Below are 23,931 nucleotides of genomic sequence, written 5' to 3' on the forward strand. Positions count from 1 at the left end.
AAATGTGATTTTCACTTTTCTCCCAAAATCAACGACTTAGGCGTCGCCGATTTTGCCGGAACATCCATATTCCGGTACCAGGCGTCGAAATTCTTCGAATTTCAACAGCCTGCTAGGTTCCCGATGTCAGTACCGCCGTCAAATAGTCACCCGGGTCCAGCAGTTCCTGGGCGGCGGCCAGACAGAAGCGGATAAAAGGTTCTGGTACCAGACCCAGTAACAGCGTGATCAGGGCCAGGGCGATTGCCGGTGTCAGCCGCTGCACACGTTCCCCAAAGCCCAGTGCGCCAACCCCCTGGCAGTTGCCGGCGGGATGGTTCTTCCAAAACCCTTCGGCCCAGATTTTGCTCATGGAAAAAAGTGTCAGCGCTCCGGTAATCAGCGCCACCGCCGTCACCCAGTAAGCCGCCTGATCCAGGCTGGCTTTCAGTAGCAGAAATTTAGCCCAAAAGCCGGATAGTGGGGGGAAGCCGGCGAGGCTGAAGGCGGCGATAAAAAACAGTGTCGCCAGCAGCGGTGCGGCCCGGTAGAGGCCGCCGATCTGCGCCAGTTCATAACTCCCGGTCAGGCGACTGGCGGTACCGCTGATTAGAAACAGGTTGGTTTTCGCCACTATGTTGTGAACCATATAGAAAATCGCCCCTGCCAGGGCCAGGGGATTGTTCAAGGCCAGCCCCAATACGATAAAACCGATTTGGCTGACAATGTGAAACGACAGAATTTTGCGGAATTCGTTCTGCGCCGCAGCGCCCAGGACCCCGGTCAACATGGTGGCTAGAGCTGTCGCCAGCAGCAGCTGGTGCCCGAAGCCATCCCCCTGGGGGAAAATCAGAGTAAAAGTACGGATAAGCGCATAGACGCCCACTTTGGTAAGCAGGCCGGCAAACACTGCGGTCACCACCAAGGGCGGCGCGTGATAGGAAGCGGGAAGCCAGAAAAACAGCGGGAAAAGCGCCGCTTTGATGCCAAATGCACAGATAAACAGCACACGCAGAAGATCCGTGGTCATCTGGTTGTCGACCTGCGCGAGCTGCAGGTGCAAATCCGCCATATTGAGCGTGCCGCAAACGCCGTAGAGCAGGCCTATGGCGGTCAACATTAGTAATGTGGAGACAAGGTTCATCGCCACGTACTTGATTCCCCCATCCAGTTGAACTCCCTCGCTACCCAGTACCAGTAGCGCAAAGGACGCGATCAACATCACCTCAAACCACACGTACAGATTAAACAGGTCACCGGTCGCGAAGCTGCCGCACACTCCGGCCAGCAACAGCTGGAAAAAGCAGTGGTAACCGAGTTTTTCCCGACCACTGTCGATATCCGACAGTGCGTATATGGCCACTGCCAGACCCACTACAGCTGTTATCAACAGCATTGTGGCGCTCAGACGGTCCACTACCAGGGTGATGCCGAAGGGCGCCGGCCAGTCGCCCAATTGCGCGCTGCGCACGCCTCCGGATTCCACCAGGGCGAACAGGGTCAGGGCTGCGCCCAGCAGGACAGTGCAGCTGCACACAGACACAACTCGATTCACACTGGGTTGGCCACGCGTGAGATAAGTGATCAGCGCGGCGATGATCGGTGCCAAAAATGGCAGGGATAGCAGCCAGCTCACCCGTCTCGATTCTCTTTAGAGTTCACTGGTTCGGCCACCCGCATGCGATCCGAATTCAGGGTTCCAAAGCGGGCGTAGCTCCGTGCGATCAGTGCCAGGGCGAAGGCCAGCAGACCAAAGCCGATCACAATGGCAGTAAGGATCAGGGCCTGGGACAGAGGGTTCGCCACCGGCTGCGGTGGCTCCGTCATCCCCGCTGGTACCAGTGGCGGAGTCGCCCGGGCCAGCCGGCCGGCGGTGAATATCACCAGGTTGGCGGCGTTGCTGAGTAATACCAGGCCAAACAGGTATTGCAGTAGGGAGCGCTCCAGCATCAGGTAGACACCTGTCGCCACCAAGATTCCGATCACCAGAGCGACTGCTGTTTCCATGGCTAGGGTTTCTCCTCCAGAGCAAAAATCAATACAAGTGCTGCTCCCAGCACCGCCAGATAAATGCCGATGTCAAACGCCAGCACACTGTTCAGAGCCACTTTTTTGTCGCCGTCCGCACCGCCAAGGAACAACCACTGGCCGGTAAATAACGGCTCGCCGGCGAAGCCCGCCACCATCCCCGAGGTCCCTGCCAGCAGAACGCCCAGCGCCGCCAGTGTGCCCGGTTGAATACGCAGTGCGCTTCGGGCGGCGGCTGTCCCCCAAGCCAGGGTGAACAGAGTGAAAGCGGCTGCCGCTATCAATCCGGCGATAAAGCCTCCGCCGGGCTGGTTGTGCCCCCGTATCAGCATGTACACGGAAAACATCAGCAACAGTGCTACCAGGGCGCGGGTAGCGGTTTGCAGGACCACGGAGTTCATTTGCCCGACTCCCGGCTGCGGGCGCCCACCAGGGTTGCAGCGGCGATCGCTGCAGTGAATATCACAACCACCTCACCAAAAGTGTCCAGAGCGCGGAAGTCCACCAGTATTACGTTGACAATATTGCGGCCCATAGCCTCTGGTACCGCCTTGGCGATGAAGTACTCGCTCACGTCGCTGCGGAAAGGTGTCTGGATCACTGCCAATGTCGTGACCGTGAAAGCTGCACCCACCGCGGCAGCCAATAGTCCGTCAAATGGCCGCAGGAGCCGCCTGCGGGCGCTGGAGACTACCGGCAGCTGGCGCAGGGCCGCCACAGCCAGTACCAGAAACAGGGTCTCTACCAGTAACTGGGTAATGGCCAGGTCCGGTGCACCAAAAAACAGGTACAGAAGGGCCATGCCCACGCCCAGGGCACCCAGCGCGCAAATGGCAGCCAGCGGCGTCCTGGCGGCAGCGGTTAATACCGCCGCCGCCGCAACCAGTGCCAAAGCGGTCCACTCCTTGACGTTGAGCCCCGGTGGTGCCAGCCCCGGCATCAGATCTGCATTGCGCCACAGGGCAAGCGCCAGGGCGATCGCAACGGCTGTGAAGATCACGAACAGATAACGTCGCAACAGGCCCGATTGCAGCAGGTGTGTCTGCGCCGCAGCGCACCGCCTCAGAGCCGAGAGCCCGGCATCCCACAGAAGGTCGGATGTTGTCGGCAGCCGCTGCAGCAATCGCGCGATTCCCGCTCGCAGTGGCTGCTGGGCCACAAAGACTGCGGTGCCGAAAACCAGCGTGAGTATGCTTAGCAGTAGCGGCACATTGATGCCATGCCACAGCTTGAACTGCACTACTTCCGGCCGCCCCAGGATGGTGGCCACCGCCGGCTGTACCAGGCCCTCGGCAATAAGGGGGGTAAAAAGTCCAAATGCCACACCCAGGGCGCTCAGCACCAGCGGCCCCAGCCAGAGTGCCGGGGAGCCGTCGGTGATATGGACCCACTGTGTCCGGCGCGGACCGAGAAATGGCTTTAGTGCCAGAGTGGCTGCCACCGCCACCATCAGTACATTGGTAAATACCGCCGCGCCCACCACCAAAACGGGTTCCGTGGCGATAGCCAGGGCACCCTCGTACTTCAGCTCCTTGCCGATGAACCCCAGGAAGGGGGGGAATCCAGCCATCGACAGAGCCGCGGCCATGGCGCAGAACCAGCAGATCGGCATAGCCAGCCCCAGCCCGCCCAGTTTTCTCAGATCCCGGGTGCCGGTCTGGTGATCGATGATGCCCACAACCATAAATAGCCCGGCCTTGTAACAGGAATGCACCAGAACGAAAGTGATTGCCGCGGCGATGGCCACCGAATCATCGGAGCCGAGAAACATGGTCAGCAGGCCCAGGGCCACTACCGTGGAATAAGCCAGGGCCAGTTTCAGGTCTGTCTGTCGCAGCGCCAGTATTGCTGCTATGACACCGGTGGTGGAGCCCACCAGGGTCAGCGTCCACTCCCACAATTCCGTGGGGGCCAGCAGAGGGTGTACACGGGCCAGCAGATAAATGCCCGCCTTGACCATGGTCGCAGAGTGCAGATAGGCACTCACTGGCGTTGGCGCTGCCATCGCATTAGGCAGCCAGAAGTGCCAGGGAAACTGCGCCGACTTACTGAATGCCCCTAGTAATAGCAGAGCCAGAATCGGTATATAGAGCGGGTGCTGGCTGAGGTGGCCGGTGTTGGCGAGAATGTCCACCCAGTTAAAACTGCCGGCCGCACCACCCAGTAGTATCAGCCCGGCCAGCAGACAGAGTCCTCCCAGTGTGGTCAAAAGCAGGGCCTGCAGGGCGGCGCGGCGCGCAACCTTAGCTTCGTGATTGAAGCCGATTAGAAGATAGCTCGCGATCGTCGTCAGTTCCCAGAATACGAACAGCGTAATCAGATCGGCGGCCAGCACCAGTCCCAGCATGCTCACCATGAATAGCAGTAAATAGAGGTAGAAGCGTCGCAACAGCGGGTGTCCGCGCAGATAGCCAGCGGCGTAAATGGCAACGAAAAAGCCAATCCCGCTGATGAGCAGCGCGAACAGCAGATTCAACCCGTCGATAAAGAAGCCCGCGCTGATGCCCAGGCTGGGCACCCAGGGGACACCAAAGGTGATGGTTTCGCCCGCCGCAGTCTTGGGCAGCTGTGACAACAGGCCCAGGAAAGCTCCCACGGCCAGCAAAGGGACAAGAAGTCCCAGCAGACCTGCGGCTGAACCGCCTGTGAAACTGGAGCCATCCTTATGGGAAGCAGCTGCCATTGACTCCTTTCCTTTGTATCTGCTGCAAAACCCGCACCTCAACCGGACAGGAAGAGGCTGATCCCTCCGTGTCTTTAACCGCCCATGCCCACTTTATTAACGCGGCAATCACGGGGCGTGGAGTACCTTTTGGGACTGCGGCACAGACAGCCACCTGGCTATCGGCATCACTCAGCCACAACTATAGTTAGTGCTGTCCACTGCGGGGGCTATTAAAGGGGAAGAAACCGTCTAGTGGTTGATTCTGGCGCAGCAGTAGCTGCTTCTCCAGGGGGCCGTTGAACCAGCTTTCCCTGGTTTTCTCAACATGGGCTTGCGGCAAAAAGCAGATGACAGTGTTTTTGCGGAATGAATGGCTGCTAATCTGGCAACCTATTTGGTTGCCAGATTAAACAAAGGCAGCTGGAGGAGGTGATCCGTTATCCTAATTTAGCTTAGAGTACTTCCTTGCACACACGATCAAGTAGTTACTGCTTCCGATTCCTGCTGTGATATCTTGGGGAGGCTGAACTGCAAAATCACATAACCCGCCATGGCTGACAAGATGGAACCTATCAATATGCCCAGGCGATCGCGACTAAAGTAGTCGCCACTACCATGCTCAAATGCCAATCCAGCAATAAAGAGGCTCATAGTAAACCCAATGCCACAGGCCATTGCTACGCCCAGTAGCTGTGACCATGTAACTCTGTCGGGTAGTCGGGCAATACCCAGCGCTACCGCAGCTCCGACAAAACCGAGAATTCCAATAGGCTTGCCAACCACCAGGCCCAGAATAATCCCTAGGGTGACCGGGTGTGCTAATTCATCAAGTGAGATACCGCTGAGAGAAAGTCCAGCGTTGGCAAAGGCGAATATTGGCAGAATAACCAAGGCGACAGGAGCATGAAGTCGATGTTCCAGGATTTGCAGAGGTGAATGACCCCGGTCATCACGCATGGGGACACAAAAAGCAATCAATACGCCAGCCAGTGTCGCATGAACGCCAGACTTAAGGACCGCAACCCAGAGTATAACTCCCAACAGAACATAGGCGGAAATGCGTTTCACACCCTGGCGGTTCATTACAGTGCCGACCAGCAGTAACATAGCACCCAGTGCGAGCGCCGTCAGGGAAAGGTCTGCGGAGTAAAATACTGCGATAATGGAGATCGCTGCCAAGTCATCAAAAATCGCCAATGTCAATAAAAAAACCTTCAGTGAGACAGGCACACGTTGGCCGAATACTGTCAATAGTGCCAGAGCGAAGGCGATGTCAGTAGCAACTGGTATCGCCCAGCCATCCAAGGCCACCCCGTCGCCCCAGTTAAGCCAGGCATAGATTGCCGCAGGAATCAGCATGCCGCCCAGGGCGCCTGCCCCGGGTAAAGCAATTTGTGAAAAGGAGGACAGTTCTCCTTCGAGTATTTCACGCTTGATTTCCAGCCCAATCAGAAAGAAAAAAACAGCCATTAGCCCATCATTGATCAACAGCAGTAGAGATTTATTGATCTCGAAGGCTCCGATCTGAACAGCGATAGGCGTATCCAAAAAAGCCGCATAAAGATCAGACAAAGGAGAATTAGCGATGACCAACGCTATAATCGCTGCGCATAGTAGTAGGATTCCCCCGGCGGATTCAAGCCGGATAAACTGTTGAACAGCGTTGGCTAGTGGCGATTTCGGTTGTGTCTGGTCCATTCTCTTTCTCTTAAGATCCCGCTGTTGTATCTCGGGCAGGCTGCACTGGCAGGTTGCCAAAAATTGTTTTGCCAATCACCCGCCATCCCAAATATGGGTGTTTAGGTCGCAAACCAGGGACTAAAAAGCCGGGAAAGGATTTTTCGGCGACCTGCTAATAGACGGTAAAACTCTATTCCGGTTTGCATGGATAATGCTTTTTCAGCGACAGATAAACCATCTCACGCGCTGATATGTCTGAGCTTGGAGTATCAATTTCTTTCAAATCCTTGACAATATTTTCAACCACCTCCCTGAGTGGCACAGGGTCCCCAAGGCAGAATTCAGCATAACGCGCGGCGCGGAGGTATTCACTACGGCTTGGCAGGCGGGTACGCAATGCGCGTTCGGAAAAAGTCTGTTTGTGCTTATAGTCGGCTTCTATGTTTAACATAACCCGTGCATCGGTCGCCACTGCACCATCGATAAACCCCTGAATATATCGAGTGCAAAACTCTCCATGGGGACTTTTACTTTTTTGGGAAAGGCCACTACAATGCGATGAGAGATCCTCTGCCGAAAGTACTTCGATAGATAATGCATAACTCGAATGGATTAGTAATGGCGCTGAGGATATAGTGGCAACAACGAATTGTCTCATAATTTGGATTCTCCGACTGCAAGAGCTGTTGGGTAATAAATACCATCTGCCTGTGGCTGCCTAAAATTTCTTCTTGCAACTCACAAGAATCAGCATGGATTAGAATAGTTCATGTTGAATCCTTACTGAATACTAAAGTTTTAGGCGTGAGTCACGTTGCTTCGCCTCGTATAGCATTTGCTTTGTGTTCTCTATTGTGTTGATTAGATTGGACAACATCCTTTCTGACCAGGGGTCCGGTGTTCCGAAGCGTATCCTATGGCTGAAATTACGTTTCTGTTGATAGCTTTCAAGGTCAAACAACAGGTGTAGTACGTTGTCACGAGAATCATCGGCTGCAAAAATACCATCCAAAACCGATAGATGCACAGATTTGTCTGTTCTGTCCGATTCATAAGTCGTACTGTCAAGTGTAGATCTATGCATAAACTATCCCTAATTTTAGCGGATTTTTTATTTTTCCAATACAAACTTATTGCTGCCCATATTGCAGATAGTCTTTGTTCAACTATTTCAGCATTTGTACGAGTTCTGTCGTGCTAGAGGATGCTGATGGAATGCAGGTCATAGACAGCCGGTTTTTAACTTGCGTGCTAACCCCTTCCCAGATGAAGCGACCGCATCTGCTGCAGCAGACTGTGATAATCCTCACTAAGGATATTAATATGACCGAGCTTGCGGCCAGGGCGTACGATCTTGTCGTACCAATGCAAGCTTGATTCAATCGTCAATGCATTCAGTGGTGGCTTCTCGGTGCCGATTAAATTCACCATGCCGGTTATTCCGAGGCTTTTAGTGGAGCCCAGAGGCAGCTCGCTAATGGCCCTGAGATGGTTTTCAAATTGACAAGTTGCGCTTCCAGACTGGGTCCAGTGACCACTGTTGTGTACGCGCGGCGCCAATTCATTGACTAATAGCCTGTCATTTAGAGCAAAGCACTCCATTGCCATGACACCAACATAATCCAGTTCAGCGAGAATCCGGCTGATATAATCATGTGCAGCAGATATGATTTTCTCGGGAATTTCTATCGCCGGTGCCATTGATTGTCTTAGTATTCCCTGTTGATGTTGATTTTCAGTTAGTGGGTAATGGAAAATGGTTCCATTGATATCTCGCACAGATATTTGGGAAACCTCCCTGTCAAAGGGGACCCATTGTTCAACAATATAGTGCTCTCTATTGGCCTGGCGCATAAAACTCTCGACATCCTGCCTCCGTTTTAACACCCACTGTTTTTTTCCGTCATAGCCACCACGGCAGGATTTGGCTACTGCCGAGAGAGACAGCTTGTCCAGATGTGAATCGTTACCTTGGCAAACAATATAGTCAGCACAGGGAATGTCGAGACTTTCGAGCAACTGCTTTTCCCGGTGGCGATCCTGACAGATAGAAAACGCCTGTGGATTCGGGTGTATTGGGCAATAAGCCTGCAGGCCATTCAGCAGAGATGTATTGGCCTGCTCATTCTCGGCAGTTATCCGGTCCGGTCGCCCCAACTCATGGTATAAACACTCTGTGGACTTGCCCGGCTGCCACCGCACGATCGAACCGAGCCCTTCGACACAGCGGCTGTCTTCTTCTGCCTGGGCGATAAAACTGAATTTTAAACCCATGGGTATGCCAGCCAGCGCCAGCATCCGGGCCAATTGGCCACAGCCGATAATCGCTATATGCATTACGCTACCTCGCCAAGCACTGCGTCGCTTTGTTCTTTTCGCCAGGCCAGAAGTTGCGATTGCAGCTCGGGATCCTTGCTTGCGAGGATTTGTGCGGCCATCAAGCCAGCGTTATAGGCGCCCGGTTCACCAATTGCCTGGGTTGCTACCGCAACCCCCTTTGGCATTTGTACAATGGATAGTAGGCTGTCGATGCCGTTGAGGGCTTTACTGGTAACCGGAACAGCGATTACAGGCAGACATGTTAGGGCGGCAGTCATTCCGGGCAAATGCGCGGCTCCGCCGGCACCGGCGATGATCGCATTGTAGTGATCCGCTGCCCTGCTGGCGAATTCGTATAAGCGATCGGGTGTGCGGTGTGCGGACACCACTGCCGTGTCATAGCTGATAGCGAATTCTTTTAATACTGTGGTTGCGTGCCGCATCACGGGCCAGTCCGATTGTGAGCCCATAATAATTGCAACTCTTTGCTGGTTCATATCATCTATCTCGCGATCCATTGAGTAAGGACGGTAATTGTCGGAATGCCAATCAAGACGTTGAAGGGGAAAGTAATACCGAGCGACGCGCCAATTGATAGGCTTTGGTTTGCCTGAGGTAGTGCCACCTGCATTGCGGCTGGTACGGCAATATAGGAAGCACTGGCACCTAATACGGCCAGTAGTATGGTGCCGCCGGTCGACAAACCAATGGCCAGCCCTATCAGGCAGCCGAGTGCCCCTCCGACGATCGGCATTGCCACACCGAACGCCAGCATAAAGCTACTCAACCGTTTGATATCACTTAACCGGCCGGCAGCCATCATGCCCATCTTCAGTAAGAACAGGGCCAGCACGCCGTTAAACAGCTCAAAGAAAAATGGTGTTACACGCTCGATACGCTCACCGACCACCATTCCAATTGCGAGACCTCCCACCATCAACACCATACCCTGGTTAAAAAAGACTTCATGGAATAGTTTTCCCGAATTGGGTGGATCGACCGTGTCAGTGGAGCCGGTAGCTGCTGTCCTGCGCCTGGCCAGCGCAATACCCACCGCTATTGCGGGCATTTCCAGCAGTACCACAAACAGGGGAATATAGGATTCGTAGGCAATGCCTTGGGCCTCCAGAAAGGCCACGGCAACCGCATAGGTGCCCACACTCACCGATCCATAGTGGGCGGCAATAGAGGCGGCATCAAAGCGCTTCAGTTCGCCGATATAAAAAAGTACCGGAAATGCAATCAGCGGCAATAGCACACCGAGCAGTATGACAACTATCGATTGGTTGATTAATTGCCATGATGCGTGTTCCGCCAGAGCCACGCCGCCCTTCAGGCCAATCGCGACCATAAGAAACAGGATCAGTGATTGATACAAACCCTTGGGAAACTGGATGTCAGAACGAACCAGTGCGGCGAAGGCGCCGAGTATAAAGAATGCAATTCCGGCATCGAGTTGCATACTCTATCGTCCCTTGCTCGTCGATTCGGACTTTTGCTGTTCTTCTATTGCGATAGGGAGCAGCAGTAAGCGCTGGCGTTCCCCATGCTGTCCTGCATTGCGGGCCAGTACAGCTAGTGTTGCGATCACCAGGCCCAGGCCTACCAGACTGACGCCAATACTGGCTTCCATGGTCAGGATGGCACCCAAAGTTACTAACATGCCGCCGACAATCAGGCTGAATTTGAATTGCTTGTCTGTCATGGATTAGGCTCCTGGAACTCGGTCATGGACAAAGCCGGCTGATCGCCCCTTTGGATTCAGTACCTATTATGGGGATATGGAAAATAGATGGAAATAGATGTTATCTATATCTAAAATAGATAAATATCTATATACGTTGGCAGTAGCTGTCGGCTGAAATTGATGGGAGCATTATGAAATCGCGACTACACGCCCATGTGGGTACCCTGCGACAATTAGAGATTCTGCTGGCTGTACACGATCACGGCAGCATCAATGGGGCAGCTAAAGCGCTGCACCTGACACAGCCCACAGTCTCGATGCAAATGAAAAAGTTGGTGCAGGCGATCGGTACCCCGCTCTACGATATCTCACAGCGGCAATTGGTATTCACCGATGCCGGACTGGCACTAGTCAAGACGGCCGTCGATGTGCTGGATAGTTTTGCCCGTTTGGACCAGTCGCTAAACAGTATGCGCGAACTCAAATCCGGTACTCTGCGCTTGGCGGTAGTCAATACCTCGCAGTACTTTATTCCGCACCTGCTTGGCCCCTTTTGCGAACGGTATTCGGGCATAGATATACAATTGAAAGTCGGAAACCGTAAACAGACCATTGAACGCTTGAAGCAGGGTGTAGACGATTTCTATGTGTTCAGCCACCCGCCGCAGGACATCGAAACCGAAAGTATTGAATTTCTGGACAATCCGCTGGTTGCCATTGCCTATGAGGATCATCCACTGGCTAAGCGAAGCCGGTTGTCTCTGAAGCATTTGCTCGAAGAACCTTTTTTGATTCGCGAGCAGGGATCGGGTACTCGACACGCAGTGGAGGAGTTTTTACGTCAGCATAAAATACAGCTGAATATAAAAATGACCATCGAGAGCAATGAGGCCATTAAACATCTGGTTATGTCAAAATTAGGAATTTCTATCCTTTCCGCCCATACTCTGGCTTACGGTGGACAATCTGGTCTGGTGAAATTGCCTGTGCGTGAACTCCCCATTGATTCCCACTGGTTTTTTGTCTGGTCAAAAGCAAAGCGCCAAACTGTGATAGCGGCAGAATTCCTGCGATACGTTGAAGAGGAGGGCAGGAGCCTATTGCACGGTGAGCTTGCCAGGAGCTGACTGTAAAAAAGCAGCTGAAACATCAAATGCTACCCCCTTACTGGGCGATTTCTGGTTAAGCGATTAATGATGCTTTCTGGCAGCAATTTCCTTTGAGTGTGACGGTGGTATTTCTGGCGACAGCGGCTATTGGGACTTAAAGTCACAACCGGAATCAGTGATCGTTAGCTGCGTCGGGAAGTTGCCTCTATATCTAACGCTCCTGGGTACTGGGTATGGATGGAGGGGTGAAGGCAAGAAAAAGGCGCATAAATCAACGCAAGTTACCTGATAGTCAAGCTCCCGGATAAAAAATGATCAGCGTTGATGGTGGGATTGGATTAGAATCCGGAGGTCCTGACAGGGTAATAGGCTACCGATTGAGGTGTAAAGCATGGGGAACCACGCTGCGAATGAGAGCCGCTCTCATGAAGAGAGAGGGCACTACCTGACGAGCGAAATGACAATTCCCATTTGTTCCGCACATATCGCCAATTTTTTCCTGGACAGAGCCAAAAACGCCGGAGAATCGCTAACCATGCTCAAGCTGATGAAGCTGGTTGCGATAGCCTACGGCTGGGCTTTGGCAGCTTTGGGACGGGATATTTTAGATGGCGAAGGACTTGAAGCCTGGAAGTTTGGCCCTGTGGTGGCTTCCCTCTACCATGAATTCAAAGGATATGGTCCGCGCCCAATAACCCATAGGGCGGTTGAGTTTGAGTTGATGGAGATGGAAGATGGCTCTCTGGCATCTAAAATGCTCACTCCAAGTATCCCTGATGATGACGAGGATCTACTGTTTATTTTAAATTACGTTTGGGAGGTATATAGACAGTATTCCGCCTTTGATCTGGTAGATATGACGCATCAGCCGGAAACTCCATGGGCGGTTACCTACAAACCCAATAGTAAATACAAAAAAATTCCTGATGATTTGATTAAAGAACATTATAAAAAATTTATACGAGACGTCATTGTCAAGGAAGATAACAGTGCAGGAGCTAGACCAGCGGCATGAATTAGTCGATGACCTGAGGAATAAAGGAGCAGAACAGGCATCTGAAGCAGTCAGGGAACGATTTCCACCCAGCCAGAAAGATATCACAGATTTAAACCGATTGCGGGAAGAAGACGACTATGGTTTGTCCAAGACCGTAGTTAATGTGAAGCGCCATATTTATTGGATGGCGGGATATACAGCAATTTTTCTAATTGTATTGGCGACCTTGTTCGTGTCCTTTTTATTGCTGAATTATGGAGTTTATCTGTTGGATAATCCTGATAAGGTGATTGCCCTGATCAAGGATATTTGGAAGATCGCGAGTGGGGCCTTCGCTACTATAGCAATACAACACTTTATCTGGAAAGCGAGGGCACGCGGGAGCAGCTAAGTTTCTTCACAGGCCAATGAAGTCGGTTACTCACCTCATACTAAAACACAGTTCAGTGCAAAATTTACACCGTTTTACGGTCATAAGGGCGATACACCAGCTTTGATGGGGTATAGGGGTAAATTTGCAACCAATTGAGCCTTTCCCCGAAATTAGTCCGTACATATTTCTTGCTAGTGCATCAGATGCTCGCGGTCCAATAAATTATACTTATCAAGGGTTTTAAGCCTGATCTCCGTGATAACCACTACATGATACAGTTTCATGACGGGGAGTAGAGGGGACGTTTCGCTTAGATGTACTTGGCAGTTGTTGAGTGTTTTGATTTTTAGGAGAAATAATGAAGAAAATGCAAGGAAAATGCCTGTGTGAGGCTGTGCAGTATGAGATATCTGGTAAATTGGGCGCAGTATTCAATTGTCACTGCTCCAAGTGCCGGCGATGGCATGGGGCTCCATTTCGTTCCCGGGCTTCAATAGACGTTTCCCAATTTAAATTATTATCTGGAAAGGAATTGCTAAGTACATTTAAGTCGTCGGATAATGTGACCAAGTATTTCTGCAAAGTCTGTGGGTCACCGCTGCATAGTACCTATGAAAATAATCCCGATGTGATAGGTGTTGCACTGGGCCCTTTGGAAGGCGTGGAGTCAAAGCCGGAGGCGAATATCTTTACCGCCTCAAAAGCGTCCTGGTATGAAATATGTGATGGATTGCCACAGTATGAATCCTGGCCGGGGAGTGAGGGTCGGGTGAGGGAAACAAATCTATAATCGGACTAAAATATAACCGATGGTCCTTAGGTAGGATAGGCCCAGTATATTTGCAGACCCTTTGTCCGCAATTACATCTATAGAGAGTGTTGTATTTAGAACAAGCCAGGCGTGAAGTCATGCCTTTGTAGCTTTTAAGGGCGCCGCTTTGAGCTGTGGATTTGACAGATTTTTAACCCGACAGCTAAATAGGCCGCCGGATTGGTGCAGTACAAGGATGTGCCCTCGCCGGGTAGCGGTCGACGCAAGCCAATTGGCCTAATTACGCAGGTTTTTAAGGGCGACAATCCAATCGCGAGGGATAGTCTATTGGATTGCTGAGTTAGCAGTTGGAATATTAATATGAAATATCTTGAGTTAAAAATTCCACCGGTTCTATTGGTATTTTTATTTTCGGTGTTTATGTGGGTTGTCTCTTTGGCGTTACCACAGATTGATTTGCATAGGTACTTTAAAAACATCGTTTTCGGATTGCTTAGTGCCATATCCGCACTAATCGTGATACTCGGCGTTGTCAGTTTTAGGCGGGCAGATACCACTGTCAATCCAATAAATCCGGGCTCCTCCTCAAGTTTGGTCCAAACAGGTATTTACAAATACACCAGAAATCCAATGTATCTGGGCTTCGTGCTGTTTCTAGTAGGTTTGTCCGTATTTTTACAAAGCATATTTTCCATGTTTCTGATACCACTTTTTATTGTCTATATGAATGTTTTTCAAATAAAGCCTGAAGAGGAGGCTCTGGTCAAACTTTTTGGAGAAGAGTTTACAAGCTACCAGAAAAATGTGCGCAGATGGATTTAATCGTTGTGATTTTATGTAGTCGATGAGTAACCGCAAAATTTGCAATCATTTGTTGCTTCGCCCCGTTCATGAATGCGCTTAAATTGCGAGTCGGGAAAATTATACCTCTGTTGGTTCGTGCCCTTTACTTTCTATTTTGACTTTTTACCCATGGGCTGTATAGATTCGCTGGGCTACTTTGTCACTCAGTATACTACTCCAACTTGGTAATCGCGGGGGGAAGGCAGAAAACTTCTGCTATCCTTCGCTACTTCCTGGTGGCGGGTTCCCGGCCGTATAGCTTGCCCTCCCTTGCCTTTATATGTCCATATCCCAGTTCCACAATCTGTGGATCAGAGACTTCACTGACAGGCTATCACCTGGATGCGCGAGGGGTGACAGCCCTATGGTGATGAAAAAGGTGTCGATGCCAGTCCAGGGTCTTGGGGCTCTTTTAGCCGTTATGCGCCCTCTTTAGGAGGTTGTTGGGGGGGGTGAGACATCTTGCCATGGGCGCAAGCAGCCAATGCGGGAACGGTCGTGGGATTCAGGGGCGGGGTTTGTGTCATAGCCGAATATGGCTTGTTCTATAGTAGATGAATGATCGATTGCGGTGAGACCAAGTTCCAGGGCTGGACAATACTACCGCGTGAGGCCATGCTCCGCCCGCCAGGTAAATTGCCCCTCAGTATCCACACCTGTCAGCGTCAGGCGAGGGGCATACGGTGGTCAAAGAAGTGAGGTGGATCGGTGATAGGCCGATCAATTTGGGGTGCCAGTCACCCTTGGCTTCAGGCCCGGGGCTCTTCACCATCTTGGGCTGAAGCGCAGTATGTAGCAATTTGTAAGAGGCTTTGGAGAGGTACATTGACAAAGAATTTCGCAAAAATTATCGACAAGCCTACTTTTTTTGGTTCATTGGCATTGTTACTATTGGTCACGGTACCTTTGATTTTGTTTCCCGAGGCGGGAGCGGAACAGGTCTCCGCCGCAAAGAATTTCGTCACCGATAAACTTGGAGTCTTTTATCTGCTGCTGGGTGTCGGGGCAATATTGTTTATGATCTATATCATATTCAGCGACATTGGCCAGATAAAGTTGGGGACCCCGGAGGAGGACCCTGAATTCTCCACTCTCTCCTGGGCTTCGATGCTATTCTGCTCCGGTATCGGGGCATCCATCCTCTACTGGTCGATGGTGGAGTGGATTTATTATTACCAGACTCCGCCTTTTCAAGTTGAGGGCGGTACACCTGATGCGGTGCGCTGGGCGGTGGCCTACGGAATATTTCACTGGGGCCCGCTGGCCTGGTCCATTTATCTGATACCAGCCCTGCCCATTGCTTATTTTTACTATGTGAGAAACCGCAGTGTCCTCAAGATCAGTGAGGCACTGATGCCGGTTCTGGGTGAGGAGCGGGCCAAGGGCGGTATAGGCAAGTTGATCGATGTACTCTTCGTTTTCGGTATGTTGGGAGGGGGCGCCACTACCCTGGGAATCGCTGCGCCCCTGATTACTGAGGGGGCTCACGAGCTGCTGGGCGTGCCCAATGGCCTGGGCACGCGAATCCTGGTGCTGATGATATGTACCCTTATTTTTGGCTACAGCGCCTTTGTGGGCTTAAAAAACGGCATTCGCGCATTGTCCAACATCAATATGTGGCTTTCAGTGGTGTTGCTTGTTTTTGTATTCACCGTGGGGCCCACACTCTTCATGCTGAATACCGGCCTGGATGCCCTGGGTAGAGTACTGGACAACATCTTTCACATGGCATCCTGGACCGAGCCCTTCTCTCAGTTCGAACAGTTCCCGGATACGCATTTTCCGCAGGACTGGACCATTTTTTACTGGGCCTGGTGGTTGGTTTTTGCACCTAGTGTCGGTCTGTTTATTGCGCGGATATCCCGTGGCCGAACAATCAGGGCCATGGTGGTGGGATCTATATTCTTTGGGACTCTGGGCTGTTTTCTGTTTTTTATGGTTCTCGGAAATTACGGTGTATACCTGCAGTTTTCCGGAGAACTGGATGTGGTGCGGATGCTCAATGAGCAGGGGGCCACAGCGACCATATTCGCAATATTACAGACGCTACCGGTCAGCAGGCTGGTTATCCTGGTTTACACTGTGCTCGCGTTGATCTTTACTGCGACGACTTTTGATTCTATCTCCTACATTCTGGCCGCCGTGGTGCAAAAGGAGGTGGATGAGGAACCTGCGCGCTGGAATCGGGTATTTTGGGCATTTGCCCTGTCTGTGATGCCGATTACCCTGATGTTCCTCGGCGGTCTGGAGACGCTGCAGACCGCCAGTGTCATAGGTGGTGTTCCCCTGCTTGTGGTGGCACTCCTGCTGTGTGTATCGATTGTCAAGGCCGGAAACTACGATGTGCGCTACCAGCCGGATTACGAGGAGAAGGAAATCTACATAGAGGATTTCCCCGAGGACGATCCCTGGAGCAAAGAGGGCGACTGGGAAATACCCGGCCCGTCCGAGCATGGTGTGTCACATGATGATAAGCCCCATATAGAGGGTGATCCCGGCAGCCACCCCTCCCGCCTTTAGCCCAGGTCAATTCCTGTTCAATGGGGCGGGGTGCCGATGGTACCCTGTAGTCCCCCTAATTCCCGAGCTTCGGCGATACGCAGCGCTTGTGGACCTTTCCGTTGGGGAAGGCCTAAGTCAAGTCCACATCCCTGCGATGTCCTAGATTTGACCTGACGCACATTTAACAACTGGCTTACTGTATACAATTCCGCCTGTTCAGAACCCGCTCACTGGAGCCATTGCCGCGCTTGCGGTAAATGCTCCCAATCGGGCGGTGTCTGTTTGTTAGAGGTGGGGTCAGGGGTAGATCACATGTGCAGAATTCTACAGTTAACAGTATTTGCGCTGTTCGCAACGGTCGGTTTGGCACAGAATATCGATCGCAACGACATTCGCGGCCTGGACGAACAGGTTCAGGATGTGAAAAAGGATGTGATCGACCTGACTTCCGAGTTGACCCGTCTGGAGGAGAAGCTGCTCTTTCCCTCCAGCACCCAGGCTTCATTCTTCGTCTCTCTGCAGGGGCCCGACGGGTTCGACCTGGAGTCGGTGGAAGTCAAGTTGAACGGTGAGGTGGTTGCGCACCACCTCTACACTTTCCGGGAGATTGAGGCTTTGCACAAGGGAGGTGTGCAGCGCATTTACACCGCCAATGTCCAGGCCGGCAATCACCCACTGGAAGTGAGCTATATCGGCAAGTCCGGGTCCGGCAGGGACTACCGGGCTACGGCGAGTTATGCCGTCCACAAGGAGGTGGGGCCCAAGTTCGTGGAGATCAAGATCGCTGGTACCGAGTCCAAGATCGACTTCAAGGACTGGTAAGCATGTCTTCCCGCCCGGTCTCCGCTCTGGCAGGCGCACTCGCGCCCCTGATCGCCGCCGCAACGCTGGCCGCACCCACCGCGGTGGCTGCCGTTGATACTGAGGATCAGTTGAAGGACCTGTTTTTTGGTGAGGCCATGTTCGAGGCCTATCAGGAAAACTACTTCGACGCGATCGCAGAATTGGATACCGAACTCAACCAGTATCTGTCTCTGGATGAGCCGGAGCTGGACCCTTTCACCGCCCACTTCAGCCAGGCGGCATTTTCCGTCGGTGATTTCGAGCTTTCCTACCGTATGCACCGCGAGGCGGGGCGCGCCGTGCAGGCGGTGCTGAAGGGCAATGTGCCGCAACCGGTGCGCAACGAGGCCGCCTACCGGCTGGCAAAGATACACTACCACAAGCAGCAGCCGCGCAATGCCCTGCATGCCTTGGAATTGATCGAGGGACGGGTGCCCGAGCGGGTGCGCGCGGATGAGCAGTTTTTGCGTGCGCGGGTGTATATGGAGCTGGGGCGTTTTGAGGAGGCGATCACACTGCTGCAGGGCCTGAAGGGGGAGGCTGGCCTTGATGGCTTCGTTGAATTCAATCTGGGTATTGCGTTGCTGAAATCGGGCCAGCCCCAGCGGGGTGTGGTCGAGCTGACGGCGCTGGGACGGCGGCGCAGTGACGATCCGGTGCAGCAGGCCCTGTACGACAAGACCAATCTCCTGCTCGGCTCACACCTGATGGAGACCGGTGAACTGGCACTGGCACGGCCCTATTTCGACCGGGTAAATCTCGAGGGCCCCTTTTCCAACCGGGCCCTGCTCGGCGCCGGCTGGGTAGAGGCCCGCTCTGAACACTACGACCGGGCGCTGGTGCCCTGGAAAATTTTGCAGGGGCGCAAAGGCACCGATGAATCTGTGCAGGAAGCCATGCTTGCGGTGCCCTATGCCTACGGCAAACTGGATGTGCACAGTACCGCGGCCATTAATTACGGCCGCGCGCTGGATGCCTTTGGCGGTGAGGTGGATACCCTGACCGCTTCCATCAACAGCATCCGCCAGGGAAAATTTTTACAAGCGCTGCGCCGCAAAGAGGCCGCCCAGGTACAGAACTGGGTGGTGGCACTGCGGGACATTCCCGGTGCCCCCGAGACCCATTATCTCCTGGACCTGATGGCGTCCAATGATTACCAGGAATTCCTACACAACTACCGCGACCTCAACGATTTGTTCGAGCGCAATCAGGACTGGCTCAACAGTCTCGATGCCTACGTCAACCTCATTGCCCTGCGCCGCGCCTACTATGAACCGCTGTTACCGCAGCTCGACGGGCAGTTTCGCCAGTTGGACGCGCGTATCAAGCTGCGCACCGAGCAACGGGACAAGTTTGCCGCGCGGATCGAGCAGATGCTTGTCACCCGCCGGCCGGAATTCCTCGCCAATACGGGGGAACAGGAAGCGAGGCTGGAGTTGCAGCGCCTGCGCCGGGTCATTGAGCGCAACCCGGCCGGCTACGGGGCTGGGATCGAGGCGCGCCTGGCCCGCCTCGAGGGGCTATTGCAGTGGCGCCTGGCCACTGAGTACGACGCGCGTCTCACCCAGGCCTACAAGCACTTGCAGCAACTGAATACAGAGATCGCCAAATTGCAAACGGTGTATCGGTCATTCGTGCGCAGCCGCCAGGCGGCCACCCACAGTTATGTGGGTTACGGCGGAACCATCACCGGGTTGCGGGGGCGCCTGCAGCGGGCCCAGGAGCGGCTGGAGCTGTTGATGGCGCGGCAGGGCAATATGCTGGAAACGCTGGCTATCCGCGAGTTGGAGCGGCGCCGCAGCCAGTTGGAGAGCTACCAGATCAAAGCGCGTTTTGCGCTGGCAGACAGTTACGACCGTGCCAACGAACTACAGGAGCGCAACGCAGATCAGCGCAAGATAGAGCAGCACCGCAAAGAGGATGGTGAGCCTCTGCCCGGCGATACACCGCCGGAATTGACGCCGCCGCAGGCAGGCGGGGAGGACGGGGAATGAGAGCCTGCAGGAAAAAAATATTGGGCGACGCCCTGGGTGATTATCGCGCGCTGGCAATGGTTTCGGCAGCGGTGTTACTGGGCGGTTGTGCCACCAGCGACAGCGGTACTATCGGCAGCCTGCACAGCGTCGATATTGAAATCAAGGAAGAGTATATCGATGGCAGTCTCGAAAAAGCCCTGGCCAGCTACCAGCGCTATCTGCAGGAAACCCCGGAATCCGGTCTGACGCCCGAGGCCATGCGCCGTATTGCCGACCTGAAAATCAAACAGGCCCATAGGGCGGAGGAGAGTGACATAGATGCGGCGGCGGGCGCGACCGGTACATCGGGTGAAGTGGTATCCATCGATGCGGCGCAGCCTGCCGGCCCTGCTGGCACCCCGCTGGAAGCGCCAAAGGGGGTCAATGCCTCGGTGGTGGTTGCGAGCGCCGGCAGCCCCCCTGTTGCGCCGCCGGTAAATACCGGTGGTGAGTCGGACAGTGAATTCGAGGCCCGCGTCTCAGCCGGTATCGAGGTGGCGACGGATGCTGCACCACTGCAGGTACCCGGGGCCGATACGGATGCGCTGCTGGCGGCGAACACCCGCGATGCCATAGCGCTGTACCGCGATCTGCTGGCCAAATACCCCCTGTACGACCGCAATGACCAGGTGATCTACCAACTCTCGCGAGCCTACGAGGAGAGTGGGCAGATAGAGGAGGCGGTGGCAGTGTTGCGCCAGCTGGTGGCGCAATACCCGGATTCGCGGCATCTCGATGAAGCCTGGTTTCGCCTCGGTGAATACTATTTTACCCGCAGGAAATACCTGGACGCGGAGGAGGCTTACGGCCGCGTGGTGGGGATGGGGGTTGTCTCCAGTTTCTATGAGCTGGCGCTGTACAAGCGCGGCTGGGCGCTGTTCAAGCAGGATATGTACGAGATGGCGCTGGACGATTATGTCACCATGCTGGACTACAAGCTGGCGCAGGGGTACGACCTGGAACAGCAGACCAATGAGGTCGAACGCAAACATGTCGAGGACACATTCCGCGTTATCAGTCTGAGTTTTTCCTACCTGGGCGGCGCGGAATCCGTAGTGGATTACTTTTCCCGCAGGGGGGAGCGCAAATACGAATCCTATGTGTACAGCCACCTGGGCGAATACTATCTGAACAAGCGGCGCTACCAGGATGCGGCGAAAGCCTATGACACCTTTGTCCAGCGCAACCCATTGCACAGGGTCGCGCCGGATTTTTCCATCCGCATCATCGAGATCTACCAGCAGGGCGGCTTCCCGAAACTGGTGCTGGACGCCAAGAAGGAATTCGCCACAACCTATGCGCTGCAGGCGCCCTACTGGGAAGTGTTCGATATTGGCGAGTACGGTCTGGTGGTTGAATTCTTGCAGAGCAACCTGATCGACCTCGCCGGCCACTATCATGCTGCGTATCAGAACAAGCGCCTGAAAGACAAAAAGGGCGAGCACTACCGCGAGGCAATTCACTGGTATCGCGCTTATCTCGCCTCTTTCGGCGACAAGCCGCGCGCCGCGGACATGAACTATCAGCTCGCGGGCCTGATGCTGGAAAACGGGGACTTTCACCAGGCCGCGCAGGAGTATGAGCGCACCGCTTATGATTATCCCGCCCACAAGGACTCCAGCGAGGCGGGTTATGCGGCGGTCTACGCCTATCGCCAGCACATGGATGTCGCCCTGAAGGATGCTCCGGCGGCCACGCGGGAACCTTTCAGCCGCGAGATTATCCGTTCGTCGCTGGCTTTTGCGGATAGCTTCCCGCAACAAGAAAAGGCGCCGCAGGTGCTCCTAGGCGCGGTCGAGGACCTCTACGGACTAAAGGATTTTACTCCCGCCATCGCCAACGGCCGATTGCTGCTGGAGCGATTTCCCGCGGCCGACAGCAGCATTCGCCGTTCCGCCTGGATTACGGTGGCCCACGCTTCGTTTGAAACCGGGGCCTTCGCCGACGCAGAGGGGGCCTATGGCGAGGCTATCGCTATGACCGGTGTCGATGCAGAGGACCGGGCCGGTCTGATCGACAACCTGGCCGCTTCTATTTACCAGCAGGGCGACCGCGCCCGCGGGCAGGAGGACTATGCGGCGGCAGCGCAGCACTTCCTGCGCATCCGCAGTGCTGCGCCGGGGGCCTCCATTCTGGCGACGGCGGAATACGATGCGGCGGCCGCGCTGATTGCGGTGCAGGACTGGCAGCAGGCGGCGGGGGTGTTGCGGGCGTTTCGGCAAAATTTCCCCGACCACGAGCTGATCAAAGAGGTAACCAAGAAGCTGGCGGTGGTTTACCAGGAGGCCGGCGAACTGCTGCTGGCCGCGGCGGAGTTCGAGCGCATCGAGCGCGAGTCCGGGGATGAAGCAGTGCGCCGCGAAGCCCTGACTCAGGCGGCGGATCTCTACCAGGCGGCCGACAGCGGTGACAGGGCAATGGCCGTTTGGCAGCGCTATGTCCAATTGTTTCCCAGTCCGCTGGAGCCGGCACTGGAAACACGGCAGAAAATTGCCGACCTGCTCCGCAGCAGAGGCAATACCAACGCCTATCTGGCCGAGTTGAGGTCCATGGTCGCCGAGGAACTGGAGGCTGGCGATCAGCGCACCGAACGCACCCGCTACCTCGCCGGTCACGGGGCTTTGGTGTTGGCGGAACCCAGCTTCGAGGCGTTCACCGGGATTCGGCTGGTGAACCCCATCGAGCAGAACCTGAATCTCAAGCGCACCCGTATGAAGGCGGCAGTCGGCGCTTTCTCAGCCCTGATCGACTACCAGGTGGCCGACGTGACCGCGGCCGCAACCTATTACCTGGGGGAAATTTACCTGCATTTCAGCCTGGCCCTGAAGGACTCCGAACGGCCCGGCAACCTCAGCCCGCTGGAGCTGGAGGAGTACGAGCTGGCACTGGAGGAACAGATTTATCCGTTTGAGGAAAGAGCCATTTCCGTGCACGAGAAAAACGTCCAGCTGCTGGGTTTCGGTATCTATAACGACTGGATCGAAAAGAGTATCGCCGAGCTGGCGGCGTTGGTGCCGGCCCGCTACGCGCGACTGGAACAGGTGGGAGACTATATGCAGACGCTGGTGCCTGGGCCGGTGACACAGGAGCAGCCGCAGGAGACCACTCCGGCCCTGAGTGCGGCGCCCGCCGCGGACGAGGTGAGCGCGGACCTCTCCCGGACCGGTGCGGAGCCGCAGGGGTGATGGTTATGGTCGCGAAATTCTCATCGCTGAGCGCCGCACTGCTGTGCGTCATGCTGCTCGCATCCTGCGCCTCGGCCCCATCCCCGGGGGGCAGGGTGGACGATTATGCCTCAGTCCGGGTCGCCGCCGGCGTAACGAGGGATTTTCAGAGGTCGCTGGAGTATTTGCGCGCGCAGGACTATGCAGAGGCGATAGAGCTTCTGCAAAGCGTCGTCGACCGCGAACAGCGGCTGCCGGCACCCTATGTCAACCTGGGTATCGCCTATTACAAATCCGGTCAGCGGGAAAATGCGCAGGAGGCTTTCCTGCGGGCACTGGAAATAGAGCCGCAACATCCAGTGGCCACAAATGAACTGGCTGTGCTTTATCGCAAGCAGGGCGAGTTTGAACAGGCCCGATCGCTTTATGTGAGCGCTTTGGCAAAACATCCGGATTATGGTCCGCTAATTAAAAATTTAGGAATATTGTGTGATCTCTATCTGCAGGATGTGCCTTGCGCTTTGGCACAATTCCAGCACTACCTGCAGTTGCAGCCCGAGGATAAGGACGTGACTATCTGGGTAGCGGATCTGAACAGGAGGGCAGGCCAATGAGATGTATCGGTGCAATGGGAAGCTGTGTTTGCCTGGCGATGTCGCTGGCTTTCGGTGCCGCTGCCCAGGAGCAGGTGTCCGACGGGGATAAAAAGGTCGATAAGGAGGTCAAGGAGCTTTCCGGTATATCGATCATCGGCAACAAGGAAGCGCCAAAATCGCTGTACATAGTGCCGTGGAAAAGTTCCGAGGTGGGTGTCGAGAGCGATCTGGTCTCCAGTTTGATGGACGGAGAACTTAAACCTCTGGACAAGGAGGTTTTTTCCCGGGAGCTGGTATTTTATCAGTTGAGCCTGGAGCAAAAATAATCAGCTTGGCGAGCAAATTTCGCGGGCGGGAAC

The 23,931-nt window shown here is 54.3% G+C and carries 21 protein-coding genes; 11 read left to right on the forward strand and 10 right to left on the reverse strand.

Going from position 1 to position 23,931, the window contains the following annotated elements; genetic code table 11:
* Positions 1 to 112 precede the first annotated feature (112 nt).
* The 10 genes from ABVT36_RS13110 to ABVT36_RS13155 form a co-directional block, all read right to left on the reverse strand.
* A complete protein-coding gene (locus tag ABVT36_RS13110; protein ID WP_368456969.1) occupies positions 113 to 1,615 on the reverse strand; it encodes a Na+/H+ antiporter subunit D in 1,503 nt (500 codons plus the stop codon).
* Positions 1,612 to 1,986 (reverse strand): Na+/H+ antiporter subunit C, encoded by a 375-nt coding sequence (locus tag ABVT36_RS13115; protein ID WP_368456970.1) that lies wholly within the window; start codon positions 1,984 to 1,986, stop codon positions 1,612 to 1,614. Before ABVT36_RS13115 ends, ABVT36_RS13110 begins: the two co-directional genes overlap by 4 nt.
* A 2-nt stretch (positions 1,987 to 1,988) precedes the next feature.
* Positions 1,989 to 2,408: a Na+/H+ antiporter subunit B gene (locus ABVT36_RS13120; protein ID WP_368456971.1), complete on the reverse strand. Its 420-nt coding sequence runs from the start codon at positions 2,406 to 2,408 to the stop codon at positions 1,989 to 1,991.
* A complete protein-coding gene (gene mbhE / locus ABVT36_RS13125; protein WP_368456972.1) occupies positions 2,405 to 4,690 on the reverse strand; it encodes a hydrogen gas-evolving membrane-bound hydrogenase subunit E in 2,286 nt (761 codons plus the stop codon). The genes ABVT36_RS13120 and mbhE overlap by 4 nt, the downstream gene beginning before the upstream one ends.
* Positions 4,691 to 5,149: 459 nt before the next feature.
* Positions 5,150 to 6,370, reverse strand: a complete 1,221-nt coding sequence (gene nhaA / locus ABVT36_RS13130) for a Na+/H+ antiporter NhaA (protein WP_368457035.1) — start codon at positions 6,368 to 6,370, stop codon at positions 5,150 to 5,152.
* Positions 6,371 to 6,542: 172 nt separating this feature from the next.
* Positions 6,543 to 7,010: a Rap1a/Tai family immunity protein gene (locus tag ABVT36_RS13135; RefSeq protein ID WP_368456973.1), complete on the reverse strand. Its 468-nt coding sequence runs from the start codon at positions 7,008 to 7,010 to the stop codon at positions 6,543 to 6,545.
* A 593-nt stretch (positions 7,011 to 7,603) separates the two neighbouring features.
* The gene (locus ABVT36_RS13140; RefSeq protein WP_368456974.1) at positions 7,604 to 8,689 is read right to left on the reverse strand and encodes a 5-(carboxyamino)imidazole ribonucleotide synthase; all 1,086 of its coding nucleotides are present in this window, start codon (positions 8,687 to 8,689) and stop codon (positions 7,604 to 7,606) included.
* On the reverse strand, positions 8,689 to 9,168 hold the full coding sequence (gene purE, locus ABVT36_RS13145; RefSeq protein WP_368456975.1) for a 5-(carboxyamino)imidazole ribonucleotide mutase: 480 nt from the start codon (positions 9,166 to 9,168) through the stop codon (positions 8,689 to 8,691). The genes ABVT36_RS13140 and purE overlap by 1 nt, the downstream gene beginning before the upstream one ends.
* A 5-nt stretch (positions 9,169 to 9,173) precedes the next feature.
* Positions 9,174 to 10,133, reverse strand: coding sequence for a sodium-dependent bicarbonate transport family permease (locus ABVT36_RS13150; RefSeq protein ID WP_368456976.1), 960 nt, complete (start codon positions 10,131 to 10,133; stop codon positions 9,174 to 9,176).
* A gap of 3 nt (positions 10,134 to 10,136) precedes the next feature.
* Complete coding sequence (locus tag ABVT36_RS13155; protein ID WP_368456977.1) at positions 10,137 to 10,376, reverse strand: hypothetical protein; 240 nt, start codon at positions 10,374 to 10,376, stop codon at positions 10,137 to 10,139.
* A 173-nt stretch (positions 10,377 to 10,549) separates the two neighbouring features.
* Here ABVT36_RS13155 and ABVT36_RS13160 point away from each other — a divergent pair, with 173 nt between their 5' ends.
* The 11 genes from ABVT36_RS13160 (at position 10,550) to ABVT36_RS13210 (ending at position 23,898) form a co-directional block, all read left to right on the forward strand.
* Positions 10,550 to 11,485 carry a LysR family transcriptional regulator gene (locus tag ABVT36_RS13160; RefSeq protein ID WP_368456978.1) on the forward strand — a complete coding sequence of 312 codons (936 nt, stop codon included), beginning with the start codon at positions 10,550 to 10,552 and terminating at the stop codon, positions 11,483 to 11,485.
* A gap of 373 nt (positions 11,486 to 11,858) precedes the next feature.
* The gene (locus ABVT36_RS13165; protein ID WP_368456979.1) at positions 11,859 to 12,482 is read left to right on the forward strand and encodes a Panacea domain-containing protein; all 624 of its coding nucleotides are present in this window, start codon (positions 11,859 to 11,861) and stop codon (positions 12,480 to 12,482) included.
* Complete coding sequence (locus tag ABVT36_RS13170; protein WP_368456980.1) at positions 12,457 to 12,855, forward strand: hypothetical protein; 399 nt, start codon at positions 12,457 to 12,459, stop codon at positions 12,853 to 12,855. The genes ABVT36_RS13165 and ABVT36_RS13170 overlap by 26 nt, the downstream gene beginning before the upstream one ends.
* A 349-nt stretch (positions 12,856 to 13,204) precedes the next feature.
* The gene (locus ABVT36_RS13175) at positions 13,205 to 13,627 is read left to right on the forward strand and encodes a GFA family protein (protein WP_368457036.1); all 423 of its coding nucleotides are present in this window, start codon (positions 13,205 to 13,207) and stop codon (positions 13,625 to 13,627) included.
* 342 nt (positions 13,628 to 13,969) lie between these two features.
* Positions 13,970 to 14,431 carry an isoprenylcysteine carboxylmethyltransferase family protein gene (locus tag ABVT36_RS13180; RefSeq protein WP_368456981.1) on the forward strand — a complete coding sequence of 154 codons (462 nt, stop codon included), beginning with the start codon at positions 13,970 to 13,972 and terminating at the stop codon, positions 14,429 to 14,431.
* Positions 14,432 to 15,277: 846 nt separating this feature from the next.
* Entirely contained in the window at positions 15,278 to 16,972 is a 1,695-nt protein-coding gene (locus ABVT36_RS13185; protein WP_368456982.1) for a BCCT family transporter, read from the forward strand.
* A gap of 294 nt (positions 16,973 to 17,266) precedes the next feature.
* Positions 17,267 to 17,776, forward strand: coding sequence for a hypothetical protein (locus ABVT36_RS13190; protein WP_368456983.1), 510 nt, complete (start codon positions 17,267 to 17,269; stop codon positions 17,774 to 17,776).
* Between the two features lie 2 nt (positions 17,777 to 17,778).
* Positions 17,779 to 19,791: a hypothetical protein gene (locus ABVT36_RS13195; RefSeq protein WP_368456984.1), complete on the forward strand. Its 2,013-nt coding sequence runs from the start codon at positions 17,779 to 17,781 to the stop codon at positions 19,789 to 19,791.
* Entirely contained in the window at positions 19,788 to 22,997 is a 3,210-nt protein-coding gene (locus ABVT36_RS13200; RefSeq protein WP_368456985.1) for a tetratricopeptide repeat protein, read from the forward strand. Before ABVT36_RS13195 ends, ABVT36_RS13200 begins: the two co-directional genes overlap by 4 nt.
* Positions 22,998 to 23,002: 5 nt before the next feature.
* Positions 23,003 to 23,590 (forward strand): tetratricopeptide repeat protein, encoded by a 588-nt coding sequence (locus tag ABVT36_RS13205; protein WP_368456986.1) that lies wholly within the window; start codon positions 23,003 to 23,005, stop codon positions 23,588 to 23,590.
* Positions 23,587 to 23,898 carry a hypothetical protein gene (locus tag ABVT36_RS13210; protein WP_368456987.1) on the forward strand — a complete coding sequence of 104 codons (312 nt, stop codon included), beginning with the start codon at positions 23,587 to 23,589 and terminating at the stop codon, positions 23,896 to 23,898. Before ABVT36_RS13205 ends, ABVT36_RS13210 begins: the two co-directional genes overlap by 4 nt.
* The last annotated feature ends 33 nt before the right edge of the window (positions 23,899 to 23,931 follow it).

The organism is Microbulbifer sp. TYP-18 (assembly GCF_040932045.1).
Lineage (GTDB): Bacteria > Pseudomonadota > Gammaproteobacteria > Pseudomonadales > Cellvibrionaceae > Microbulbifer.

Excerpts from the sequence above, each read along its gene's own strand:
- ABVT36_RS13165 (WP_368456979.1), top strand. The coding sequence starts at position 11,859 with ATGGGGAACCACGCTGCGAATGAGAGCCGCTCTCATGAAGAGAGAGGG.
- ABVT36_RS13150 (WP_368456976.1), bottom strand. The coding sequence starts at position 10,133 with ATGCAACTCGATGCCGGAATTGCATTCTTTATACTCGGCGCCTTCGCC.
- ABVT36_RS13135 (WP_368456973.1), bottom strand. The coding sequence starts at position 7,010 with ATGAGACAATTCGTTGTTGCCACTATATCCTCAGCGCCATTACTAATC.
- ABVT36_RS13210 (WP_368456987.1), top strand. The coding sequence starts at position 23,587 with ATGAGATGTATCGGTGCAATGGGAAGCTGTGTTTGCCTGGCGATGTCG.
- ABVT36_RS13160 (WP_368456978.1), top strand. The coding sequence starts at position 10,550 with ATGAAATCGCGACTACACGCCCATGTGGGTACCCTGCGACAATTAGAG.
- purE (WP_368456975.1), bottom strand. The coding sequence starts at position 9,168 with ATGAACCAGCAAAGAGTTGCAATTATTATGGGCTCACAATCGGACTGG.
- ABVT36_RS13175 (WP_368457036.1), top strand. The coding sequence starts at position 13,205 with ATGCAAGGAAAATGCCTGTGTGAGGCTGTGCAGTATGAGATATCTGGT.
- nhaA (WP_368457035.1), bottom strand. The coding sequence starts at position 6,370 with ATGGACCAGACACAACCGAAATCGCCACTAGCCAACGCTGTTCAACAG.
- ABVT36_RS13190 (WP_368456983.1), top strand. The coding sequence starts at position 17,267 with ATGTGCAGAATTCTACAGTTAACAGTATTTGCGCTGTTCGCAACGGTC.
- ABVT36_RS13195 (WP_368456984.1), top strand. The coding sequence starts at position 17,779 with ATGTCTTCCCGCCCGGTCTCCGCTCTGGCAGGCGCACTCGCGCCCCTG.
- ABVT36_RS13115 (WP_368456970.1), bottom strand. The coding sequence starts at position 1,986 with ATGGAAACAGCAGTCGCTCTGGTGATCGGAATCTTGGTGGCGACAGGT.
- ABVT36_RS13155 (WP_368456977.1), bottom strand. The coding sequence starts at position 10,376 with ATGACAGACAAGCAATTCAAATTCAGCCTGATTGTCGGCGGCATGTTA.
- ABVT36_RS13200 (WP_368456985.1), top strand. The coding sequence starts at position 19,788 with ATGAGAGCCTGCAGGAAAAAAATATTGGGCGACGCCCTGGGTGATTAT.
- ABVT36_RS13120 (WP_368456971.1), bottom strand. The coding sequence starts at position 2,408 with ATGAACTCCGTGGTCCTGCAAACCGCTACCCGCGCCCTGGTAGCACTG.
- mbhE (WP_368456972.1), bottom strand. The coding sequence starts at position 4,690 with ATGGCAGCTGCTTCCCATAAGGATGGCTCCAGTTTCACAGGCGGTTCA.
- ABVT36_RS13205 (WP_368456986.1), top strand. The coding sequence starts at position 23,003 with ATGGTCGCGAAATTCTCATCGCTGAGCGCCGCACTGCTGTGCGTCATG.
- ABVT36_RS13140 (WP_368456974.1), bottom strand. The coding sequence starts at position 8,689 with ATGCATATAGCGATTATCGGCTGTGGCCAATTGGCCCGGATGCTGGCG.
- ABVT36_RS13180 (WP_368456981.1), top strand. The coding sequence starts at position 13,970 with ATGAAATATCTTGAGTTAAAAATTCCACCGGTTCTATTGGTATTTTTA.